This window comes from Streptomyces sp. P9-2B-2, from assembly GCF_030406865.1.
Lineage (GTDB): Bacteria > Actinomycetota > Actinomycetes > Streptomycetales > Streptomycetaceae > Streptomyces > Streptomyces platensis.
Genome location: NZ_CP129126.1, coordinates 6,503,279 through 6,522,466 on the forward strand (window position 1 = coordinate 6,503,279; position 19,188 = coordinate 6,522,466).

The following is a 19,188-nucleotide window of genomic DNA, read 5'->3' on the forward strand; positions in this document are numbered from 1 at the left end:
CCCCCGGAAGCCGGTGAAGCCGCTGAAGGAGGCGCTGAAGGCCCTGGCAGGGACCGAATGTCGTCGGGGGTTTTGTTCCGGGTCTCGTCGCCGGTCTCGTCGCTGATCTCGTCGTGGGTTTCGTCGCATGTGCTGACCGTGACGCAGTTCGTCGCGGTGTGTGGATCTTGATCTGGAGCTGTGGATGACAGGGTGGTTGTGGACAACGGTGTCACTCGGGTGAGGCTCGAAAAGGTGCGTGTCGCCCGGTGCATCGGCAGTCCCGTACACTTCTGATGGCGATCCGGGTCACCGGGTCGACTTCGCACGCCCCGCCGTCAGTGCACCAGTCCCGTTCGGGCAGCACGATGGCCGCGCCCCTCGGTCCTCGGACGGCTCCGCAAGGTGTCTTCCCCGGCAGGCGCGTCGGGGCGTCAGGCACCGCGGCCGACCGGCCGCAGTGGAACCGAGAACAACGAGGAGTACGGCCATGGCCGTCGTCACGATGCGGGAGCTGCTGGAGAGCGGCGTCCACTTCGGGCACCAGACCCGCCGCTGGAACCCGAAGATGAAGCGCTTCATCTTCACCGAGCGCAACGGCATCTACATCATCGACCTGCTCCAGTCGCTGTCGTACATCGACCGCGCCTACGAGTTCGTCAAGGAGACCGTCGCCCACGGCGGCTCGGTCATGTTCGTCGGCACGAAGAAGCAGGCCCAGGAGGCCATTGCCGAGCAGGCGACCCGCGTGGGCATGCCCTACGTGAACCAGCGCTGGCTCGGCGGCATGCTGACCAACTTCTCGACCGTCTACAAGCGCCTGCAGCGCCTGAAGGAGCTCGAGCAGATCGACTTCGAGGATGTGGCCGCCTCCGGCCTCACCAAGAAGGAGCTCCTGGTTCTCTCCCGCGAGAAGGCCAAGCTGGAGAAGACCCTGGGCGGTATCCGCGAGATGCAGAAGGTGCCCAGCGCCGTCTGGATCGTGGACACCAAGAAGGAGCACATTGCCGTCGGTGAGGCGCGCAAGCTCAACATCCCGGTCGTCGCGATCCTCGACACCAACTGCGACCCGGACGAGGTCGACTACAAGATCCCGGGCAACGACGACGCGATCCGCTCCGTCACCCTGCTCACCCGCGTGATCGCCGACGCCGTCGCCGAGGGCCTCATCGCCCGCTCCGGTGCCGCCACCGGCGACCAGAAGCCCGGCGAGAAGGCCGCTGCGGCCGAGCCGCTGGCCGAGTGGGAGCGCGACCTGCTCGAGGGCGAGAAGAAGGCTGACGACGAGGCCCCCAAGGCCGAGGAGAAGCCCGCTGAGGAGGCCGCTCCGGTCGACGAGGCCCCCGCCGCCGAGGCCCCCGCCGCCGAGGCCGAGGCCGAGAAGCCGGCCGAGCAGGCCTGACCCGCAGCATCCGGCTGATGACGGCGGGGGAGGGCGCCACAAGCGCCGCCCCCGCCGTCCACCCGTAGATCTTTCGACTTCGAGATTTCGAGAAGAGATTCACAGACCATGGCGAACTACACCGCCGCTGACGTCAAGAAGCTCCGCGAGCTCACCGGCGCCGGCATGATGGACTGCAAGAAGGCCCTGGACGAGGCCGAGGGCAACGTCGACAAGGCCGTCGAGGCGCTGCGTATCAAGGGCCAGAAGGGCGTCGCCAAGCGCGAGGGCCGGTCCGCCGAGAACGGCGCTGTGGTCTCCGTGATCGCCGGCGACAACACCTCCGGTGTCATCGTCGAGCTGAAGTGCGAGACGGACTTCGTCGCCAAGAGCGAGAAGTTCCAGGCCGTCGCCAACGAGATCGCCGCGCACGTCGCGAAGACCTCCCCGGCCGACATCGAGGCCCTGCTCGCCTCCGAGATCGCGGCCGGCAAGACCGTCCAGGCGTTCGTCGACGAGGCCAACGCCAACCTGGGCGAGAAGATCGTCCTGGACCGCTTCGCGCAGTTCTCCGACGGCTATGTTTCGGCGTACATGCACCGCACCATGCCCGACCTGCCCCCGCAGATCGGTGTCCTGGTCGAGCTCGACAAGGAAAACGCCGAGGTCGCCAAGGGCATTGCGCAGCACATCGCCGCGTTCGCCCCGAAGTACCTCGCCAAGGACGACGTGCCGGCCGAGGTCGTCGAGGCCGAGCGGCGTGTCGCCGAGGAGACCACCCGCGCGGAGGGCAAGCCCGAGGCTGCTCTTCCGAAGATCGTCGAGGGTCGGATCAACGGCTTCTTCAAGGACGCGACGCTGCTCGGTCAGCCGTACGCCCTTGACAACAAGAAGTCCGTTGAGAAGGTCCTCCAGGAGGCCGGTGTCACCCTGAAGCGCTTCTCGCGCATCAAGGTCGGCATCTGAGCCTGTCGCGAAGGCAGCGAATGACCTGCGACCCCGCTAGGGTCGTACGCAGTCGGCCGCTCAACGGCCGGCCGCAGATGTGACGAGGAGGCCATTGCCGCAGAGGGATCTGAACCAGACCCACGGCAATGGCCTTCTTCGTATGTGCACGAGGAGAGCTCAATGATTCACGGTGCCGACGGCGCGCACACAGACCATGCCGGTCACGGCGGCAGGCGACGCTTCCTGCTGAAGCTGTCGGGCGAAGCATTCGCCGGCGGCGGGGGACTGGGCGTCGACCCCGACGTCGTGCACGCGATGGCCCGCGAGATCGCCGCCGTGGTGCGCGAGGGCTACGAGATCGCCATCGTGATCGGCGGCGGCAACTTCTTCCGCGGCGCCGAACTCCAGCAGCGCGGTATGGACCGGGCCCGCTCCGACTACATGGGCATGCTCGGCACGGTCATGAACTGTCTGGCCCTCCAGGACTTCCTGGAGAAGGAGGGCATCGACTCCCGCGTCCAGACAGCCATCACCATGGGACAGGTCGCGGAGCCGTACATTCCGCTGCGCGCGGTGCGCCACCTGGAGAAGGGCCGGGTCGTCATCTTCGGCGCCGGCATGGGTATGCCGTACTTCTCCACCGACACCACCGCCGCCCAGCGTGCCCTGGAGATCGACGCCGAGGCCATGCTGATGGGGAAGAACGGGGTGGACGGGGTCTACGACTCCGACCCCAAGAAGAACCCCGACGCGGTGAAGTTCGACGCGCTCGAATACGGCGAGGTGATCACCCGCGACCTGAAGGTCGCCGATGCCACCGCCATCACGCTGTGCCGGGACAACAAGCTCCCGATCCTCGTGTTCGAACTGCTCGCCGAGGGCAACATCGCGCGTGCCGTGAAGGGTGAGAAGATCGGCACGCTCGTCAGCGATCAGGACACCCGGGCCTGACGGCCTCAACTGCCGCGATTCCGTACGGGCATCGGCCCGTACGGGCGGCAACTCCCGGCCGGGGTAGGACCCCGGTACGGGGATGGACAACGGCCTGCCGGTCGGACACCGTGCAGGAGAAGACGCGCGGCAGGGGCGAGGCTCTGCTTCTTACCGAAAAGACCAGGAGCAAGTGGTGATCGAAGAGATCCTCCTCGAGGCCGAGGAGAAGATGGAGAAGGCCGTCGTGGTCGCCAAGGAGGACTTCGCCGCGATTCGCACCGGGCGTGCGCACCCGGCGATGTTCAACAAGATCGTGGCGGACTACTACGGTGCCATGACGCCGATCAACCAGCTGGCGTCGTTCTCGGTGCCCGAGCCGCGGATGGCCGTGGTGACCCCGTTCGACAAGAGCGCGCTGCGCAACATCGAGCAGGCCATCCGGGACTCCGACCTCGGCGTCAACCCGAGCAACGACGGCAACATCATCCGAGTGACGTTCCCGGAGCTGACCGAGGAGCGCCGCAAGGAGTTCATCAAGGTCGCCAAGAACAAGGGCGAGGACGCGAAGATCTCGATCCGCAGCGTCCGGCGCAAGGCCAAGGAGACCCTCGACAAGCTCGTCAAGGACAAGGAGTCCGGCGAGGACGAGGTCCGCCGCGCCGAGAAGGAGCTCGACGACACCACCGCGAAGTACGTCGCGCAGGTGGACGAGCTCCTCAAGCACAAGGAATCCGAGCTCCTCGAGGTCTGATGAACGAGTCTTCCTGGGGGGCCCCGCCCGGCGCCGGTCAATGGGGACCGCCCGCCCACGGACCGGCCCCCTCGCTTCGCGGGGCGGCGCCCCCCGCTCCGGCGGGTCCGGTGTACGACTGGGGCGATGCGGCGCAGACTCGGCCCATGCCCTTTGTCCCCGGGCAAGGCGGATACCAGGATGACAACCGGGAACATCGGGACATCCGGGATAACCGGGATCACCTGGACGACCGGGGGGCTGCTCGACGGAGCGGCCCCCTGTTCCGCGACGAAAAGCCGCAGGAGCCCATGCCCACCTCTCTTTCCGGGTCCGACAGCTCGCCGGACTCAGAGAAGCCGAAGAAGAAGAGCGCGGGCCGCAACCTGCCCGCCGCCATAGGGGTCGGCATCGGCCTCGGCGCGATCATTGTTGCGTCGCTCTTCGTCTACAAGCCCGTCTTCATCGGCGTGATAGCGATCGCCGTGGTCGTGGGCCTGTGGGAGCTGACCTCGCGGCTGGCGGAGCGCAAGGACATCCGGGTGCCGCTGGTGCCGCTCGCGGTCGGCGGCACGGCCATGGTGGTCGCGGGCTATGTCCGCGGCGCCGAGGGGGCCTGGGTGGCGATGGCGCTCACCGCGCTCGCCGTGCTCGTCTGGCGGATGACCGAGGCGCCCGAGAACTATCTGCGGGATGTCACCGCCGGCGTCTTCGCGGCGTTCTATGTGCCCTTCCTCGCGACGTTCGTGGCGCTGATGCTCGCGGCCGAGGCCGACGGGCCGGAGCGGGTGATGACGTTCCTGCTGCTCACGGTCGTCAGCGACACCGGCGCGTACGCGGTCGGCTGGCGCTTCGGCAAGCACAAGCTCGCCCCGCGCATCAGCCCCGGCAAGACCCGTGAGGGACTCGTCGGCGCGGTGCTCTTCGCGATGGCGGCCGGGGCGCTGTGCATGGAGTTCCTGATCGTGGACGGCGCCTGGTGGCAGGGTCTGCTGCTGGGCCTCGCCGTCGCGGCCAGCGCGACCCTCGGCGACCTCGGCGAGTCCATGATCAAGCGGGACCTCGGCATCAAGGACATGGGCACACTGCTCCCCGGCCACGGCGGGATCATGGACCGGCTCGACTCCCTGCTGCCGACCGCTCCGGTCGTCTGGCTGCTGTACGTGATCTTTGTGGGAGCCGGCTGACCGCAGGGTTCTGGCAGGTGAGGGCAGGGAGAGGGATTCCTCTCCCTGCCCTCTTCCGTGCACCGCCTCCCGTCTACCGAGGCGGCGACAGGGCCTCGACCGCCGCGCGCAGTGGCTCCGGCGACGTGGAGAACTCGCCGAGGAAGGGATACGACAGTTCCGTGACGAGGAACAGGTTGGTGGCGACGAGGACGCTCACCGCCGCGACCATCCCGTAGTGGATCAGGGCCTGTTCGGAGCCGAAGGTGGCGGAGAACCCGAGGACAAGTCCACTGGTCAGAAGGACCGCCATCCACAGGGACAGGGGTGGGCCGATGTTGGTGCGTGCCTGGAGCAGCCGTTCCGTGCGGGCGATGCTCAGTTCCTTCAGGGACGCGATCGAGCTGGTGAGGAAGGCTCGCTGGGTGTCGTTGCGGGGCTGGATGCTCTCGTACGTGCTGTGCAGGCGGCTCAGCGCGTTCTCGGCCGCGGGCGTGGAATCACCGGCCGCGGCGCTGGGCCACTCGGCCGCCGCCGCGCGTCCGTACTCCAACAGGCTCTGCCTGATCCGCGCGCTCTCGGCCTTGCCGAACACCTCGCGGCCCCTGGCCAGCTGCGTCGCCATGGCGCCCTCGGTCCGCGTCGTCTGGTCCGACGTGTTCACCTGACCCCAGAGCGCGAGGACGATGAAGCCGATGAGGAACCCGTAGACGACCGCAATCACGGGGAAGAGGAACTGTGCGATCTCGTTCTGCTGGCCCTGCCTGAGGCTGGGGACGCGGCGCCGGACGAATGCCTGGACGACTGCGGTCCCGCCGGCGATCACGACGACGAGCCCTGCCAACAGCAACCAGGAAGGGACGTTGATCACGATCCATCGGGTCACGGCCACTGCTTCACGCTCCTGTCGTACCCCACACCAGCCACCACGGCGAGGTGGCCAACGAAGGCACCGGGCTGGGGACACGCCTGCTTCGCCCCTTCGGTGAGCGACGGCCGCGCAGGAGCGGCATCCACAGGGGGAGGGGACGGGCCGCGCCGGGGAGCCCGGGACGTCCCCGGGGTGTGCGACGTGGACCACGCGTGACAGCGGGCCACTGGAGGTAACCGCCTCCCACACCGCTCCGGCCTGGGCCTCCCAAGATGATCTGCCACACTGGACGCACCATGCCTGCACCCGGAGAACTCAGTCTCTGAGGGTGACGAGAAGCCCCCTACCAGCGGTTTTGCTGCTGGTAGGGGGCTTCTGCGTGGGCTGTTGGCCGTGGCTGGGCCGTCAGCGGTTCCAGTAGGGCCATCAGCTACTTCAAGGCTGAGGCCACAGCGGACTCGCGCGAAGGGCAGTGGACGGGAGGCGCTTCGGTAACGATGGCCAGACCCTTCGCTCCGGGGTACGCAGCCTGGATGGTTTCGAGTACTTCCCGGGGGCTGTCGCCCGCTTTTAGCTCTGTGCAAACAAGCTGCCCCTGAACGCCGAGGTCGTCAGCTTCCACCTGCCTGAGCTCGGGAGCGCGGGCCTTTACGGCGCCGGCGTATTGCTCGTCCTTGTCCGATGGAGAGGGCACATCATCTGAGGTATCTGAGGAGGGGGACGCAGACTTCGGGCCCCCTGGCTCCTTCGGCGCCGCGGGCAGCCCGCAGGCTTCACGGGTGGCAGCAACGGAGAACATCGCAGGGCCGTCAACCTGCGCTTTCTGCTTGCAGATGATCCAGGTATCGAATATGGAATCACTGCGATCAGCCTTCGTGTCCGCGTCCTGGTACGACCTCAATGTCATCGTCGGGCTCAGGGCGTCCTCTGCTTCGCTCTTGGTCTTGCCGACGTAATCGGCAATGGTTGGACGCGGTGAGGCGGCTTCCTTGGTCTTCTTCTTAGGCGAGGTATCACCGCACCCTGCCAGGGCGACGAGCAACACCGCGCAGGTAACCGCATTGAGTGCTCGCACAACCATCCCCCTGTTCTGAAACTCTCAGTTGGCGAACCGTAGCGGTCCGCAGCTGCTCGTGTACCAGTTTCCAATGAGCCGCAGAACCTTCGACCCGGTATCACTCCGGCTGGAGAAGCTGATCCACTGCTCGTCGTGCGCGCTCACGGCTGGTCGGGATCAGGTGCGCATAGACGCGGAGCGTCATGGCTGGATCGGAGTGACCCAGGTACTCGCTTACGGCCTTCACGCTCTCACCCGCGTCCAAGAGCACCGAGGCGTAGAAGTGTCGTAGGGCGTGCATGCCGTGTTCCCGTGCGGAGGCGTAGGGCTGACCTGGCTGCGGCGTGGGGATGAGCCCGGCCGCCGCGGGCGCGGGTTTCCAGTCCTGGACGTTGAAATTGCTCCGCCAAACGATGCCGCGGGCCGAGTTCGTGAAGAGCAATGGTCGAGCTGTACGAGGCCATCCGTCGGACAACCAACAGTGGAAGCCCCGTGAGTAACGCAGAGCGCATGCCCATCAGGGCTTCCAAGCTTCATCGACCGTGAACGACACCACTGTTCCACCGAAGTGGCTGGGGCCGGCGCTCCACGAGTCCGCCAGCGCATCCACAAGACGTAGGCCCCGCCCGTGCGCTTCATCAGCGGTAGCCTGCCGCATGCGAACTCGCGTGGGAAAGCCGGGGTTGTGCACGTCCACCCGCAGCGCTTCGCCTACACGCCACCATTGCACGCGCACCCGCCAGGATTCCTCCGCCTCACCGTAGAGAACAGCGTTGGTGACCAGCTCGGAGATCATCAATGCGCAGTCATCCACCGAGCAGACGAGCTCATGCGGATCTGTGAACTTCCTGAACCAGCGCCGGGCCCGTGGTACAGACTCCGGCACCGGGTACAAGGTCATGGCCCCGATGTACACGGGCTCAGCCCCCGACCCTTCGGGGCCTTCAATGACATCGCTCATCCCGTCCTACTCCCTACCGGTGCCGTCGCAGTCCAGACAGCGCCGCTTGGATGTAGCACGGACGCGAGCATCAGCCGCAGAGACCGCCAAGGCCGAGCGGGGAGCTACCCGCTTCCAGCCTCGACCGCGGCAGCCGTGACATGCAGCCGCGGCGACGTGTCGTAACTCCGCACGTTTCTGACTCACGCCCGTGCCCCCTTCCGACGAAGTGGCCTTAGCCGCTTACTGGATAGTGGCATTAGCCACTTGTGGCCGCAAGTGTTTCGGTCGGAGGATCAAGGCTTTCTACCCGATCGGGTACCCCTGCTCGAATGCCCAACGGCTGGGCGGGTACGTCGCTTCGGCGAATTCCAGAGGGCGATCCTGCAGGTCATAGACGACGTGATGGACAATCAGTACCGCTGACCCTGGCTCCAGTTCCAGGTCAGCCGCCTCATCCTCGGTCGCGAGACGGGCGCACATCCGGTCTTCGGCGTAGCTGCCCTGGCGACCGGTCATGTTCTCGACGTACATCAGCGTTCCCTCCTGGATCCGGTCGGGATCCCGGAGCTTCGGCGCGCGCTCGCCCACGTCGGGGCCGAACCAGGAGGTGGAGAGTGTGATGGGACCGGAGTCGTTCTTGGTGACCCGCCGACGGTGCACCGCACGGGCGCCGGCTGCCAGGTTCAGCGCCTCCGCCACATGGTCTGGCGCGTCCAACCAGCCCGCCGATGTGATCACCGCGTACTCGCCCGGCGTGTAGATCTTTCCGGTCTGCTTGGCCCGTCCGTACAGCTCGCGAGCGCGGCGGTTGACCGCCAGACCCCGTACGTAAGTGCCCGACCCTTGCCGCTTCTCGACCAACCCCTGATGCCGCAGGGCCTCCAGTGAACGCGCGGCTGTCGGGCGCGACACGCCCCAATCCGCAGCCAGTTGACGTTCCGACGGCACCTCGTCGCCAGGCCGCAAGTCGCCCCGCAGGATCTGATCGCGAATGTGGTGCGCGATCTGAAGGTACTTGGGCTGGGTTTCCTCGATCTTCGGCATCCGTTCCCCCTTCCCTAAGTGGCTATTACCTCTAGCCACTATAGAGTGAGTGGCTAGTGCAGCGGCCCGTACGCTGACGCACGTGACGCGCTTGATCGTGGCAGCAGGAGGAGGCGGCGACGCTGTCGCCGCTGCGATGCTGGATGCCGCCCTCTACGGCGGCGAGACTCCGGCGGTGGTTCTCACGTACGCGTGGGACCGCCTCTTGATCGACCCTGTTCCGGGCCCAAGAGGGCCGGCCAACTTCACTGGCCTCCGCCCTTTTACTCGCAGCGTCCATACCGTCCCCGCCGACGCAGCGCCGATTGCTCCCGCGGGCTCGACGCTTCCCCGGCTGGCCGCAGAGCTCCCGCAGATCTTCGCGCTCATCGATCCACACCACGGCGTCGAGGGCATGGTGCGCCAACTCGAAGAGCTCATCCAACGCTTGGAGCCGGACTCCGTCGACCTCCTGGACGTGGGCGGCGACATCCTCGCCCAGGGCGACGAGCCCACTCTCCGCAGCCCCCTCGCCGACGCTCTCACCCTCGCGGCGTGCTGCGAACTCAACTTCCCCGTACGGCTCCTGGTCGCCGGCCCCGGCCTAGACGGCGAAATCCCCGCCGACGCCCTACGCGATCGCCTGGGCCCCGTCGCCCTGACACTCACCACCGAGCACGTTCAGCCCGTCAGCTCGGTACTGGAGTGGCACCCCTCCGAGGCAACGGCCATGTTGGCCGCCACAGCACGAGGTGTCCGCGGTCTGTGCGAAGTGCGGGACGCCGGCCTGCCCGTTCCGCTCACCGACGAAGGCCCGGTCGTTCACGAGTCCGATCTCGACGAAGCCCTGAACCGCAACCAGCTCGCCCGCGCCATCCTCGCCACGGAGAACCTGCACCAGGTCGAGCAGTTCAGCCGCGAGATCTGCGGCTTCTCCGAAATCGACTACGAACGCAACAAGGCCAGTTGGCTGGGCAATCAGCCTGCCCAGAAGCTCGACCCGGATGCTGTGCTCCATCAGCTCGACGAGTTCGAGGCCGATGCCCAATCCCGCGGAATCACCCACACAACGCTCCGCCGCCTCACCGAAGCCTTCGGGCTTAGCGGTACCCAGCGTCAGGACCTCAGGGCACTACTGCTCAGCAGCCGCCCGGAGCAGTACCAGGCGCCGCTCTGGCACATTCCGTCAGGGGCTTGAGTAACGACTTTCTCTACGAGTTCAAGGCGGCTCGCTCCGCTCCCCGCGCGCGGCCCGGCCCCCGGCCGGGCCTGCACTCCTGTCTCCGCCCCGCTCCAGCCCGGCTGGTGCCCGTGCCGCACTCTCCGGCACGAACTGGGAAGGTGCAGGGAGGATTGCTCCGTGTGGTGGCATGGAGCGTCTCGTCGAGCATCTGGTGCCGGTGGCCGACAGAGCCTTGCCCGTGCCACCTACCTGCTCACGCTGTTGACACGCCCGCCGAGCTTCACCACCGGCCGCAATGCGACTGTGTGCCGCTCGCACTCCCGCTCCAGCCCCATGACCGGCACCCCTTTAGTAAGAAGCTTGTGACCTGCTCACTTCGCGTGTCAGGTGCGTGCCAGAACGGACGGTCAACCACAGTCAAGGAGGGCGCCCATCGGTACCGACACCTGCCCACAGGTCGGAGCCAGTCACACGCCCGTCGAACAGCGGATACGGATGGTCGACCGCCCCCAGGCTTACAAAGCAGAGATCGGCGTCCATCAATCGCTGCTGCGGCTGGTCTCAGATTCGAGCATTGAGGGTCATAAAAGAACGCCGCTCGATGAAGCGGTCGAAGGTCGGCTGTACTTCGCCCTTTACAAGACCGACGCCACAGATGTAGAGGTCGGGGCGGTTCGACAGCAGCTCGAAATCCCGCATGGCGTCCTCGAACCGGCACATCACGCCCGGCTCGGAGGCGGAGTCGATGATCAGCGAGTGGCTGTGCAGAGCGACGGGTGTCTGGCGAGCCCAGTCCACTACGCGTTCGTCCGAGACGTCGTCCAGTCTCAGTGAGCGGTGCGGTAGGTCTCGCCAGTCGATGCCGTTACCTGCCCACGGGAGCGTGCTGAGGTACGCATTGAACCGAGCGGACAGAGGCACGGGCTGCACCTCCGCACCATGCTCACGGAGCCAGGGTTCGATCTGGTTGATGCGCATGATCGAGAGGCTAGGGCGACTTCCCTTCATCCCCTCCCAGCGGTCACGAGAGGATCCTTAGTGGCCGAGGCGCTGGGTAAGGGCGGTGGTAGCACCTCACGACGGGATGACGTCCTGGGCCGTCTCTGGGCCGTGCGAGGCCGGCCACCAGTGACGGAGGGCCACAAGGGGTGACCGGCCCCACCCCGCTGTGGCCTGGGCCGCCGTAGACGATCTGCCACACTGGACGCACCATGCCTGCACCCGGAGAACTTACTTTTGTCGCGCCGCGCGGGGCCAAGAAGCCGCCGCGGCACCTTGCTGATCTCAGTCCCGTCGAGCGTCGCGAAGCGGTGGCGGCGATCGGGGAGAAGCCGTTTCGTGCCAAGCAGCTGTCGCAGCACTACTTCGCCCGTTATGCGCATGACCCGGCGGAGTGGACCGACATTCCGTCGGCGGCGCGCGAGAAGCTGGCGAGTGAGCTGCTGCCGGAGCTGATGACGGTCATGCGGCACATCTCGTGCGATGAGGACACCACGCGCAAGACGCTGTGGAAGCTGCATGACGGGACGCTCGTCGAGTCGGTGCTGATGCGGTACCCGGACCGGGTGACGATGTGTATCTCGTCGCAGGCCGGGTGCGGGATGAACTGCCCGTTCTGCGCCACGGGGCAGGCGGGGCTGGACCGTAATCTCTCGACCGCCGAGATCGTGCACCAGATCGTCGACGGGATGCGTGCGCTGCGCGACGGCGAGGTGCCGGGCGGGCCGGCGCGGCTGTCCAACATCGTCTTCATGGGGATGGGCGAGCCGCTCGCCAACTACAAGCGGGTGGTCGGGGCGATCCGGCGGCTGACGGATCCCGAGCCCGACGGGCTGGGGCTGTCGCAGCGGGGGATCACCGTCTCCACGGTCGGGCTGGTGCCGGCCATGCTGCGGTTCGCCGACGAGGGCTTCAAGTGCCGGCTGGCCGTGTCGCTGCACGCCCCGGACGACGAGCTGCGCGACACCCTGGTGCCCGTCAACACACGCTGGAAGGTGCGGGAGGTGCTGGACGCGGCGTGGGAGTACGCCGAGAAGTCCGGGCGGCGCATCTCGATCGAGTACGCGCTGATCCGGGACATCAACGACCAGGCGTGGCGCGGTGACCTGCTGGGACGGCTGCTGAAGGGCAAGCGCGTCCATGTGAACCTCATTCCGCTGAACCCGACGCCGGGCTCGAAGTGGACCGCGTCGCGGCCCGAGGACGAGCGGGCGTTCGTCCAGGCCATCGAGGCGCACGGGGTGCCGGTGACCGTCCGCGACACCCGCGGCCAGGAGATCGACGGCGCCTGCGGGCAGCTCGCGGCCTCGGAGCGCTGACCGCCCCGCTGGTACGGTGTCGTCGAACAAATGCACATTCCGACAGGGGAGCGCCACAGCGCTGAGAGTGCGGAAGCGTCGTAGTCCTACGGTGCCCGCAGACCCTTGAACCTCGCCCGGGTCATTCCGGGTAGGAAGTTCGGTCGTCACTCATGCTGTTGCGCCCTGCCCGGAGTTCCCTCCCCGCGTCCCCGGACGCCGGGAGCCGTGGACACCGGGCAGGGCCGCGTCTCTTCCTGGCCAGCCAGGAGGAAATCAGTGAGCATCAGGAGCAGGATCACCGCGACGGCGCTCGCCGTCGCAGCCGGTATGACCGGCCTCACCGCCTGCGGCACCTCGGGCGGCGGGAGCGCGGACGCCAAGACCGTCACGCTCGTCAGCCATGACTCGTTCAATGTCTCCAAGTCCGTGCTGGCCGCCTTCGAGAAGGAGAGCGGCTACAAGGTCAGGATGCTCAAGGGCGGGGACGCCGGCAAGGCCGTGAACCAGGCGGTCCTGTCCAAGGGCAACCCGCAGGGCGATGTGTTCTTCGGTATCGACAACACGCTGCTCTCGCGCGGTCTGGACGAGGGGCTCTTCAGCCCCTACCGGGCCAAGGGGCTGGAGAGTGTCCCGGCGGGGCTTCAGCTCGACAAGGGCGAGCACCGGGTCACCCCGCTCGACTACGGCGACATCTGCGTCAACTACGACCGCGGCTACTTCACCCGGCACAAGATCGCGCCGCCGAAGACCTTCGACGACCTGCTGAAGCCCCGCTACAAGGGGCTGCTCGTCACGGAGAACTCCGCCACCTCCTCCCCGGGGCTCGCCTTCCAGCTCGGCACCATCGCGAAGTACGGCGAGCAGGGCTGGCAGAGCTACTGGAAGAAGCTCAAGGCCAATGGTGTCGAGGTCGTCGACGGCTGGGACCAGGCCTACAACGACCGGTTCTCCGGCTCCGCGGCGGGCAAGGGCAAGGGCGACAAGCCGCTGGTGGTCTCCTACGCCTCCAGCCCGCCCGCCGAGGTGCTCGGCAAGAAGCCCGCGCCCAAGGAGGCCCCGACCGGTGTCGCGGCCGGCACCTGCTTCCGGCAGATCGAATTCGGCGGTCTGCTGAAGGGCGCGAAGAACGAGAAGGGCGGCAAGGCGCTGCTGGACTTCCTGCTGAGCAAGAAGTTCCAGGAGGACGTGCCGTTGCAGATGTTCGTCAACCCGGCCCGTAAGGATGCCGCGGTGCCGGAGCTGTTCACCAAGTACGGCACGACGATCGACAAGCCGGCCACCCTGCCGCCCGGGACGATCACCAAGAACCGCGAACAGTGGATCAAGCAGTGGTCCTCGCTCGTTCTGAAGTAACGCCTTCGGACGTCACGGGCGCCCGGCGCGGCAGGCCCGCGCGGGGGACGGCGGTGCGGCTCGGCCTGATGGCGGTGCCGCTCGCCTTCTTCGCGCTGTTCTTCGCCTATCCCGTTGTGGCGATCGTCGGACGGGGGCTCAAGGACGGCGGGCAGTGGCAGCTCGGCCGGTTCGGTGCCGTGCTGAGCGACCCGGATGTCGTGCGGGTGCTGTGGTTCACCGTCTGGCAGGCGGCCGCCTCGACCGGGTTGACGCTGCTGATCGCGCTGCCCGGCGCCTATGTCTTCGCGCGCTTCGACTTCCCCGGCAAACAGCTGCTGCGGGCCGTCGTGGCGGTGCCGTTCGTGCTGCCGACCGTTGTTGTCGGCTCGGCGTTCCTGGCGCTGGTCGGGCGGGGCGGGCTGCTGGACGACCTGTGGGGCGTGCGCCTGGACACCTCGGTGTGGGCGATCCTGCTGGCGCATGTCTTCTTCAACTACGCCGTGGTCGTACGGACCGTCGGCGGGCTCTGGGGGCAGCTCGATCCGCGGCAGGAGGAGGCGGCGCGGGTGCTGGGGGCCGGGCGGTTCGAGGCCTGGCGGCGGGTGACGCTGCCCGCGCTGGGGCCGGCCGTCGCGGCCGCCGCCCTGATGGTCTTTCTGTTCACCTTCACCTCCTTCGGGGTGGTGCAGATCCTGGGCGGCCCCGCCTTCTCGACGCTGGAGGTGGAGATCTACCGGCAGACCGCGGACTTCCTGGATCTGCCGACGGCCGCCGTCCTCACCATGATCCAGTTCGCCGCGGTGCTGGGCGTTCTGGCGCTGCACGCCTGGACCGTGCGCCGCCGGGAATCCGCGCTGCGGCTCGTGGACGCGTCGCAGACGGCCCGCCGGCCGCGCGGCCGTGGCCAGTGGGTGCTGCTGTGGGGGACGTTCGCGGTCATCGCCGTCCTGCTCCTCGCGCCGCTGGTGGTGCTCGTGGAGCGCTCGTTCGCAGGGCCGGACGGCTACGGGACGGTCTTCTACGCCGCGCTGGGCTCCGCCGCGAGCGCCGACAGCACCTTCGCCGTCGCCCCCCTGGACGCGCTGTGGAATTCCCTCGCCTACGGGGCAGCGGCCACCGCGATCGCGCTGGTGGTGGGCGGACTGGCGGCCGCCGCGCTGACCCTGCCCCGGCTGCGCCGCGGCCCGTCCGGGCGGACGCCCGTGGTCAGCCGGTTCGTCGGCGGCTTCGACGCGCTGCTGATGCTGCCGCTGGGGGTCTCCGCGGTGACCGTCGGCTTCGGCTTTCTGATCACCCTCGACGCGCCACCGCTCGATCTGCGTGCCTCGTGGTGGCTGGTGCCGCTCGCCCAGGCGCTGGTGGGGGTGCCGTTCGTGGTCCGGACGATGCTGCCGGTGCTGCGCGCGGTCGACAGCCGGCTGCGGGAGGCGGCCGCCGTACTGGGCGCCTCGCCCTGGCAGGTGTGGCGCGCGGTCGACCTGCCGATGGTGCGGCGGGCGCTGCTGATCGCCGCGGGCTTCGCCTTCGCCGTGTCGCTCGGTGAGTTCGGCGCGACGGTCTTCCTCGCCCGGCCGGATCAGCCGACGCTGCCGGTGGCCGTGGCCCGGCTGCTGGGGCGTGCGGGGGAGCTCAACTACGGGCAGGCGATGGCCCTGTCGACCATCCTGATGGTGGTGTGCGCCGCCGCCCTGCTGGTACTGGAGCGGCTGCGCCCCCTCGACCGATCCGGGGAGTTCTAGATGACGGCACGGGCCGGGAGCACGACGCGGGAGCTGCTGCGGTTGGGCGGGGTGACCGTCCGCTTCGGGACGGGCGGCCACCCGGCGCTGGACGCGGTCGATCTGGAGGTCGCCGCCCGGGAGATCGTGTGCGTCCTGGGGCCGAGCGGCAGCGGCAAGTCCACGCTGCTGCGGGTGGTCGCCGGGCTCCAACAGGCCTACGCGGGGCAGGTGTTGCTGGAGGGGCGGGACCAGTCGGGGGTTCCCACCCACCGGCGCGGGGTCGGCCTGATGTTCCAGGACCACCAGCTCTTCCCGCAGCGCGATGTCGAGGGAAATGTCGGCTTCGGGCTGCGGATGCGGCGCACCCCGCGCGCCGACCAGGAGCGTACGGTCGCCGAACTCCTGGACCTCGTCGGGCTGCCGGGCGCCCAGCGGCGCGCCGTGGCCTCCCTGTCCGGCGGCGAACAGCAGCGCGTCGCCCTGGCCCGGGCCCTGGCCCCCCGCCCCCGTCTGCTGATGCTGGACGAGCCGCTCGGCCAGCTCGACCGCGGGCTGCGCGAACGGCTGGTCGTCGAACTCCGCCGGCTCTTCCAGGAGTTGGGGACGACCGTGCTGGCCGTCACCCACGACCAGGGGGAGGCCTTCGCGCTCGCGGACCGGGTCGTGGTGATGCAGGACGGCCGGATCGCCCAGTCCGGCACCCCGCTGGAGGTCTGGCAGCGGCCCGCCACCGAATTCGTCGCCCGCTTCCTCGGCTTCGACAACGTGGTCGAGGCGACGGTGCAGGGCGAGGCGGCCGCCACCCCCTGGGGGAAGGTGCCCGTTCCGGCGGCCACCCCGGACGGGCCGTGCCGGCTGCTCGTCCGCCCGGCCGGGGTACGGCTGACGGCCGCCGCGGAGGGCCTGCCGTGCACGGTCGCGGCCCGTACGTTCCGCGGCACCCATGTCGCGCTGCTGCTCCAGCCGGCCGCCGGACCGCAGGTGGAGGCGGCCTGCGCGCTGCGGGACGCGCCCGAAGTGGGCGAGCGGGTGGGGATCGCCTTCCAGGCGCAGGACGTGGTGGTGCTGGACGCGGCCGCTCCGGCGGGCTGACTCCAGGGGCCGGGTGGGCGCCGCGGACGTGGGCCGCTCACAGGCGCCCCCCGTCCGGCAGTACGGAGGCGCGCCTCAGCGGGCCGCGACCTCCGTGGGCAGCGCGTCGGCCCCCGCCGTCCCGGCGCCGGCTGCGCCCGGCTCCGGCTCCGGCTCGCCGAACCAGGCGACCGCGACGGCGCCGGCCACCGCCACCACGAAGCCGAGAACGGCGACCCAGGCGAAGCCCGGACGGGAGGCGTCCCCCAGCCACAGCACCCCGAGAATGCCGGGGACCACCGTCTCGCCCACCACCAGCGCCGCCGTGGCGCCGTTCACCGAGCCGATCTGGAGGGCGACGGTGTGCAGATACATGCCCCCGATGCCCGCCACGAGAATCGCGTACAGCGCCGGGTCGCCGAGCAGCGACGGCAGGTGGAAGGGGTCCACCCCGTTCAGCACCCGTACGCCGACCCCGAGCGCACCGAAGCCCAGACCGGAGAGCAGACCCGCCAGGATCGCGGCCCGCCCGCCGAGCAGCCGCACGATCAGGATGCCGCCGCCGATCAGCACGACGGAGGCGACGAGCAGCCACCAGTGGGTGGCGATCGGGGTGTGGCCGCTGCCCTCCGGCCCCGCGGCCGTGGCCAGCAGCACCAGCGCCGAGCAGACCACCGCGATGGAGGACCACTCGGCGCGGCTGAGCCGGATGCCGAGAAGCTTGATGCTCAGTACGGCTGTGATCACGAGATTGGCGCTGATCACGGTCTGCGAAAGGAACAGCGGCAGCAGCCGGGCAGCAAGCGCGCCCAGCCCGAACCCGATGAAGTCCAGCACCGTGCCCACCATGAACTCCCAGGTCACGGCCGCCTTCGCGGTCGATGACAGGCTGGGTCCGCCATGCTGGGTGACCTCGGTGGTGGACGCCGCGGCCGCCTCCCGGCGGGCGGATTTGCGCGAGCCCACCGCCTGGAGGACCGATCCCGTGCCGTAGCAGGCCGACGCCGCCACGGCCGTCAGAAGGCCGATGATCACCAAGAGCTCCGTTCGCCCGCTGTCCGCATTACTCGTTCATTACCTTCCTGGCAGACGTGCATTCGGGGACGGGAGTTGCCTCCGCCGGCAAATACACCGGTGCGTCGCCGAACCGCAGCCGCGCGGAGCCTTCGACGCCGGGGAGCCGGCGGGCGGCGGACGCGTCAGGAAGGCGCCTGGGTGCGGAGGCGGGCCAGCGCCTCCGGGGCCTCGTCCACCGAGTCGACCAGGGCGATCCGGGCCGCCATGGGACGGTCCGCCGCCAGCGCCTGGAGCAGCGGCCAGGTGGGCAGCTTCTCCGTCCAGTGCGCGCGGTTCACCAGCACCATCGGCGTCGGCTCGCCCCGCGACTGGTAGTAGTTCGGGGTCGCATTGTCGAAGATCTCCTGTACGGTCCCGGCCGCGCCCGGCAGGAACACGACACCGGCGTTGGAGCGCGCCAGCAGCCCGTCCTCGCGCACCGCGTTGACGAAGTACTTGGCTATGTGGGACGCGAAGGCGTTCGGCGGCTCATGCCCGTAGAACCAGGTGGGAATGCCGGCCGAGACGCCGCCGCCCGGCCGGCTCTCGCGTATCTCGAAGGCGGCCCGGGCCCAGTCCGTGACGGACGGGGTGAAGTGCGGCGTCTTGGCGAGGAGCGCCAGCGACTGGTCGAGCATCTCGTCCTCGAAGGGCGCGGCGTACGCCCCGAGGTTCGCCGCCTCCATCGCGCCGGGGCCGCCACCGGTCGCGACGGTCAGCCCGTCGCGGGTGAGCCGGCGCCCGAGCCGGGCCGCGCCCGCGTACGCCGCGGAACCGCGCTCCAATGCATGGCCGCCCATGATGCCCACCACCTGCGCACCGGCGAGGTGTTCGTCCAGGGCGTCGGACACGGCGTCGTCATGGATGCTGCGCAGCATCGAGGCGAAGATGTCGCCGTCCGACTTGGTCTCCTGGTACCAGCCGTAGGTACGGGCGTCCGGGGTGGCGTCGAAGCCGCCGTCGGCCAGCCCCTCGAAGAGCTCGTCCGGGCCGTACAGCGCGCCCCGGTACGGATCGAACGGCAGGTCCGGCACGGGTGGGAAGACCAGCGAGCCCCCGGCACGCACCTTGGCGGCGGCGTCCGGCTCCATGGCGCAGCCGAGAAACACGGACTCCGTGGTGTCCGCGCTGAGCAGCGCGAACGTACGGTCCGTCAGGTCGACCGACTGGACACGATGTCCGGCGAGACTCCCCGAGGCGACGACCTGGTCGAACTCCTCCAGGGTCTCGATCTCACGGTCGTCGTGGTCGGCATGGGCACGGGTGCGGCGGGACGCCGGCTGTGAATTCGACTGCACGCCCGTCATGTTAGGACCGCGGTGTCACCGCCCAGGGGGCGAGGTACCTCTCCGCCCGGGGCGGCCGCTTCGAGGACGCCCAGGAGCGCACCGTCGCGCGCCCGCCCGGTACGTCCGTGCTCACGCGGTACCCCCGCGCGCCGATTTCCCTCCCCGGCGCCCCACCGTCTTGCTCGGCTGAGTAAACCTCGCT

Annotated in this window: 17 protein-coding genes, 1 pseudogene and 1 riboswitch; of the genes and pseudogenes, 10 read left to right on the plus strand and 8 right to left on the minus strand. The window is 68.8% G+C overall.

Features of this window, described 5'->3' with window-relative positions:
• Positions 1 to 469: 469 nt before the first annotated feature.
• From rpsB to QT196_RS28785, 5 genes are all read left to right on the plus strand, one after another.
• Entirely contained in the window at positions 470 to 1,381 is a 912-nt protein-coding gene (gene rpsB / locus QT196_RS28765; RefSeq protein WP_290355969.1) for a 30S ribosomal protein S2, read from the plus strand.
• A 108-nt stretch (positions 1,382 to 1,489) separates the two neighbouring features.
• Positions 1,490 to 2,326, plus strand: coding sequence for a translation elongation factor Ts (tsf, locus tag QT196_RS28770; RefSeq protein ID WP_168481586.1), 837 nt, complete (start codon positions 1,490 to 1,492; stop codon positions 2,324 to 2,326).
• A 162-nt stretch (positions 2,327 to 2,488) separates the two neighbouring features.
• Positions 2,489 to 3,259, plus strand: coding sequence for a UMP kinase (pyrH, locus tag QT196_RS28775; RefSeq protein ID WP_168481587.1), 771 nt, complete (start codon positions 2,489 to 2,491; stop codon positions 3,257 to 3,259).
• Between the two features lie 175 nt (positions 3,260 to 3,434).
• Positions 3,435 to 3,992 carry a ribosome recycling factor gene (frr, locus tag QT196_RS28780; protein ID WP_006602824.1) on the plus strand — a complete coding sequence of 186 codons (558 nt, stop codon included), beginning with the start codon at positions 3,435 to 3,437 and terminating at the stop codon, positions 3,990 to 3,992.
• Positions 3,992 to 5,158 carry a phosphatidate cytidylyltransferase gene (locus QT196_RS28785; protein WP_211117443.1) on the plus strand — a complete coding sequence of 389 codons (1,167 nt, stop codon included), beginning with the start codon at positions 3,992 to 3,994 and terminating at the stop codon, positions 5,156 to 5,158. Before frr ends, QT196_RS28785 begins: the two co-directional genes overlap by 1 nt.
• Positions 5,159 to 5,231: 73 nt before the next feature.
• Here the strand turns inward: QT196_RS28785 and QT196_RS28790 are convergent, their stop codons facing one another.
• From QT196_RS28790 to QT196_RS28810, 5 genes and pseudogenes are all read right to left on the minus strand, one after another.
• A complete protein-coding gene (locus QT196_RS28790) occupies positions 5,232 to 6,029 on the minus strand; it encodes a DUF4239 domain-containing protein (RefSeq protein WP_211117444.1) in 798 nt (265 codons plus the stop codon).
• 409 nt (positions 6,030 to 6,438) lie between these two features.
• Complete coding sequence (locus tag QT196_RS28795) at positions 6,439 to 7,083, minus strand: hypothetical protein (protein ID WP_266733175.1); 645 nt, start codon at positions 7,081 to 7,083, stop codon at positions 6,439 to 6,441.
• A gap of 100 nt (positions 7,084 to 7,183) precedes the next feature.
• Positions 7,184 to 7,507, minus strand: a pseudogene (locus tag QT196_RS28800) (tyrosine-type recombinase/integrase); the annotation flags it as partial.
• 75 nt (positions 7,508 to 7,582) lie between these two features.
• Positions 7,583 to 8,026 (minus strand): ATP-binding protein, encoded by a 444-nt coding sequence (locus tag QT196_RS28805; RefSeq protein ID WP_290355971.1) that lies wholly within the window; start codon positions 8,024 to 8,026, stop codon positions 7,583 to 7,585.
• Between the two features lie 285 nt (positions 8,027 to 8,311).
• Positions 8,312 to 9,052: a GntR family transcriptional regulator gene (locus QT196_RS28810; protein ID WP_168481592.1), complete on the minus strand. Its 741-nt coding sequence runs from the start codon at positions 9,050 to 9,052 to the stop codon at positions 8,312 to 8,314.
• A gap of 91 nt (positions 9,053 to 9,143) precedes the next feature.
• Here QT196_RS28810 and QT196_RS28815 point away from each other — a divergent pair, with 91 nt between their 5' ends.
• Positions 9,144 to 10,229, plus strand: a complete 1,086-nt coding sequence (locus QT196_RS28815; RefSeq protein WP_168484052.1) for a DUF1152 domain-containing protein — start codon at positions 9,144 to 9,146, stop codon at positions 10,227 to 10,229.
• 546 nt (positions 10,230 to 10,775) lie between these two features.
• Here the strand turns inward: QT196_RS28815 and QT196_RS28820 are convergent.
• Positions 10,776 to 11,192, minus strand: a complete 417-nt coding sequence (locus tag QT196_RS28820; protein ID WP_168481593.1) for a 3'-5' exoribonuclease — start codon at positions 11,190 to 11,192, stop codon at positions 10,776 to 10,778.
• 233 nt (positions 11,193 to 11,425) lie between these two features.
• Between QT196_RS28820 and rlmN the strand changes: the two genes are divergently transcribed.
• The 4 genes from rlmN to QT196_RS28840 all read left to right on the plus strand — a co-directional run bounded on the left by rlmN (position 11,426) and on the right by QT196_RS28840 (position 16,662).
• Positions 11,426 to 12,532 carry a 23S rRNA (adenine(2503)-C(2))-methyltransferase RlmN gene (gene rlmN, locus QT196_RS28825; RefSeq protein WP_168481594.1) on the plus strand — a complete coding sequence of 369 codons (1,107 nt, stop codon included), beginning with the start codon at positions 11,426 to 11,428 and terminating at the stop codon, positions 12,530 to 12,532.
• Between the two features lie 34 nt (positions 12,533 to 12,566).
• Positions 12,567 to 12,687: riboswitch (TPP riboswitch) on the plus strand.
• Between the two features lie 103 nt (positions 12,688 to 12,790).
• Positions 12,791 to 13,867 (plus strand): thiamine ABC transporter substrate-binding protein, encoded by a 1,077-nt coding sequence (locus QT196_RS28830; RefSeq protein ID WP_290355972.1) that lies wholly within the window; start codon positions 12,791 to 12,793, stop codon positions 13,865 to 13,867.
• A 68-nt stretch (positions 13,868 to 13,935) separates the two neighbouring features.
• Positions 13,936 to 15,588 carry an iron ABC transporter permease gene (locus QT196_RS28835; protein WP_248001674.1) on the plus strand — a complete coding sequence of 551 codons (1,653 nt, stop codon included), beginning with the start codon at positions 13,936 to 13,938 and terminating at the stop codon, positions 15,586 to 15,588.
• Positions 15,589 to 16,662, plus strand: coding sequence for an ABC transporter ATP-binding protein (locus tag QT196_RS28840; protein ID WP_290355973.1), 1,074 nt, complete (start codon positions 15,589 to 15,591; stop codon positions 16,660 to 16,662).
• 75 nt (positions 16,663 to 16,737) lie between these two features.
• Here the strand turns inward: QT196_RS28840 and QT196_RS28845 are convergent, their stop codons facing one another.
• Together QT196_RS28845 and QT196_RS28850 are read right to left on the minus strand one after the other, a co-directional pair.
• A complete protein-coding gene (locus tag QT196_RS28845; RefSeq protein ID WP_168481598.1) occupies positions 16,738 to 17,676 on the minus strand; it encodes a hypothetical protein in 939 nt (312 codons plus the stop codon).
• 164 nt (positions 17,677 to 17,840) lie between these two features.
• Positions 17,841 to 18,995: an LOG family protein gene (locus QT196_RS28850; RefSeq protein WP_248001338.1), complete on the minus strand. Its 1,155-nt coding sequence runs from the start codon at positions 18,993 to 18,995 to the stop codon at positions 17,841 to 17,843.
• Positions 18,996 to 19,188 lie beyond the last annotated feature (193 nt).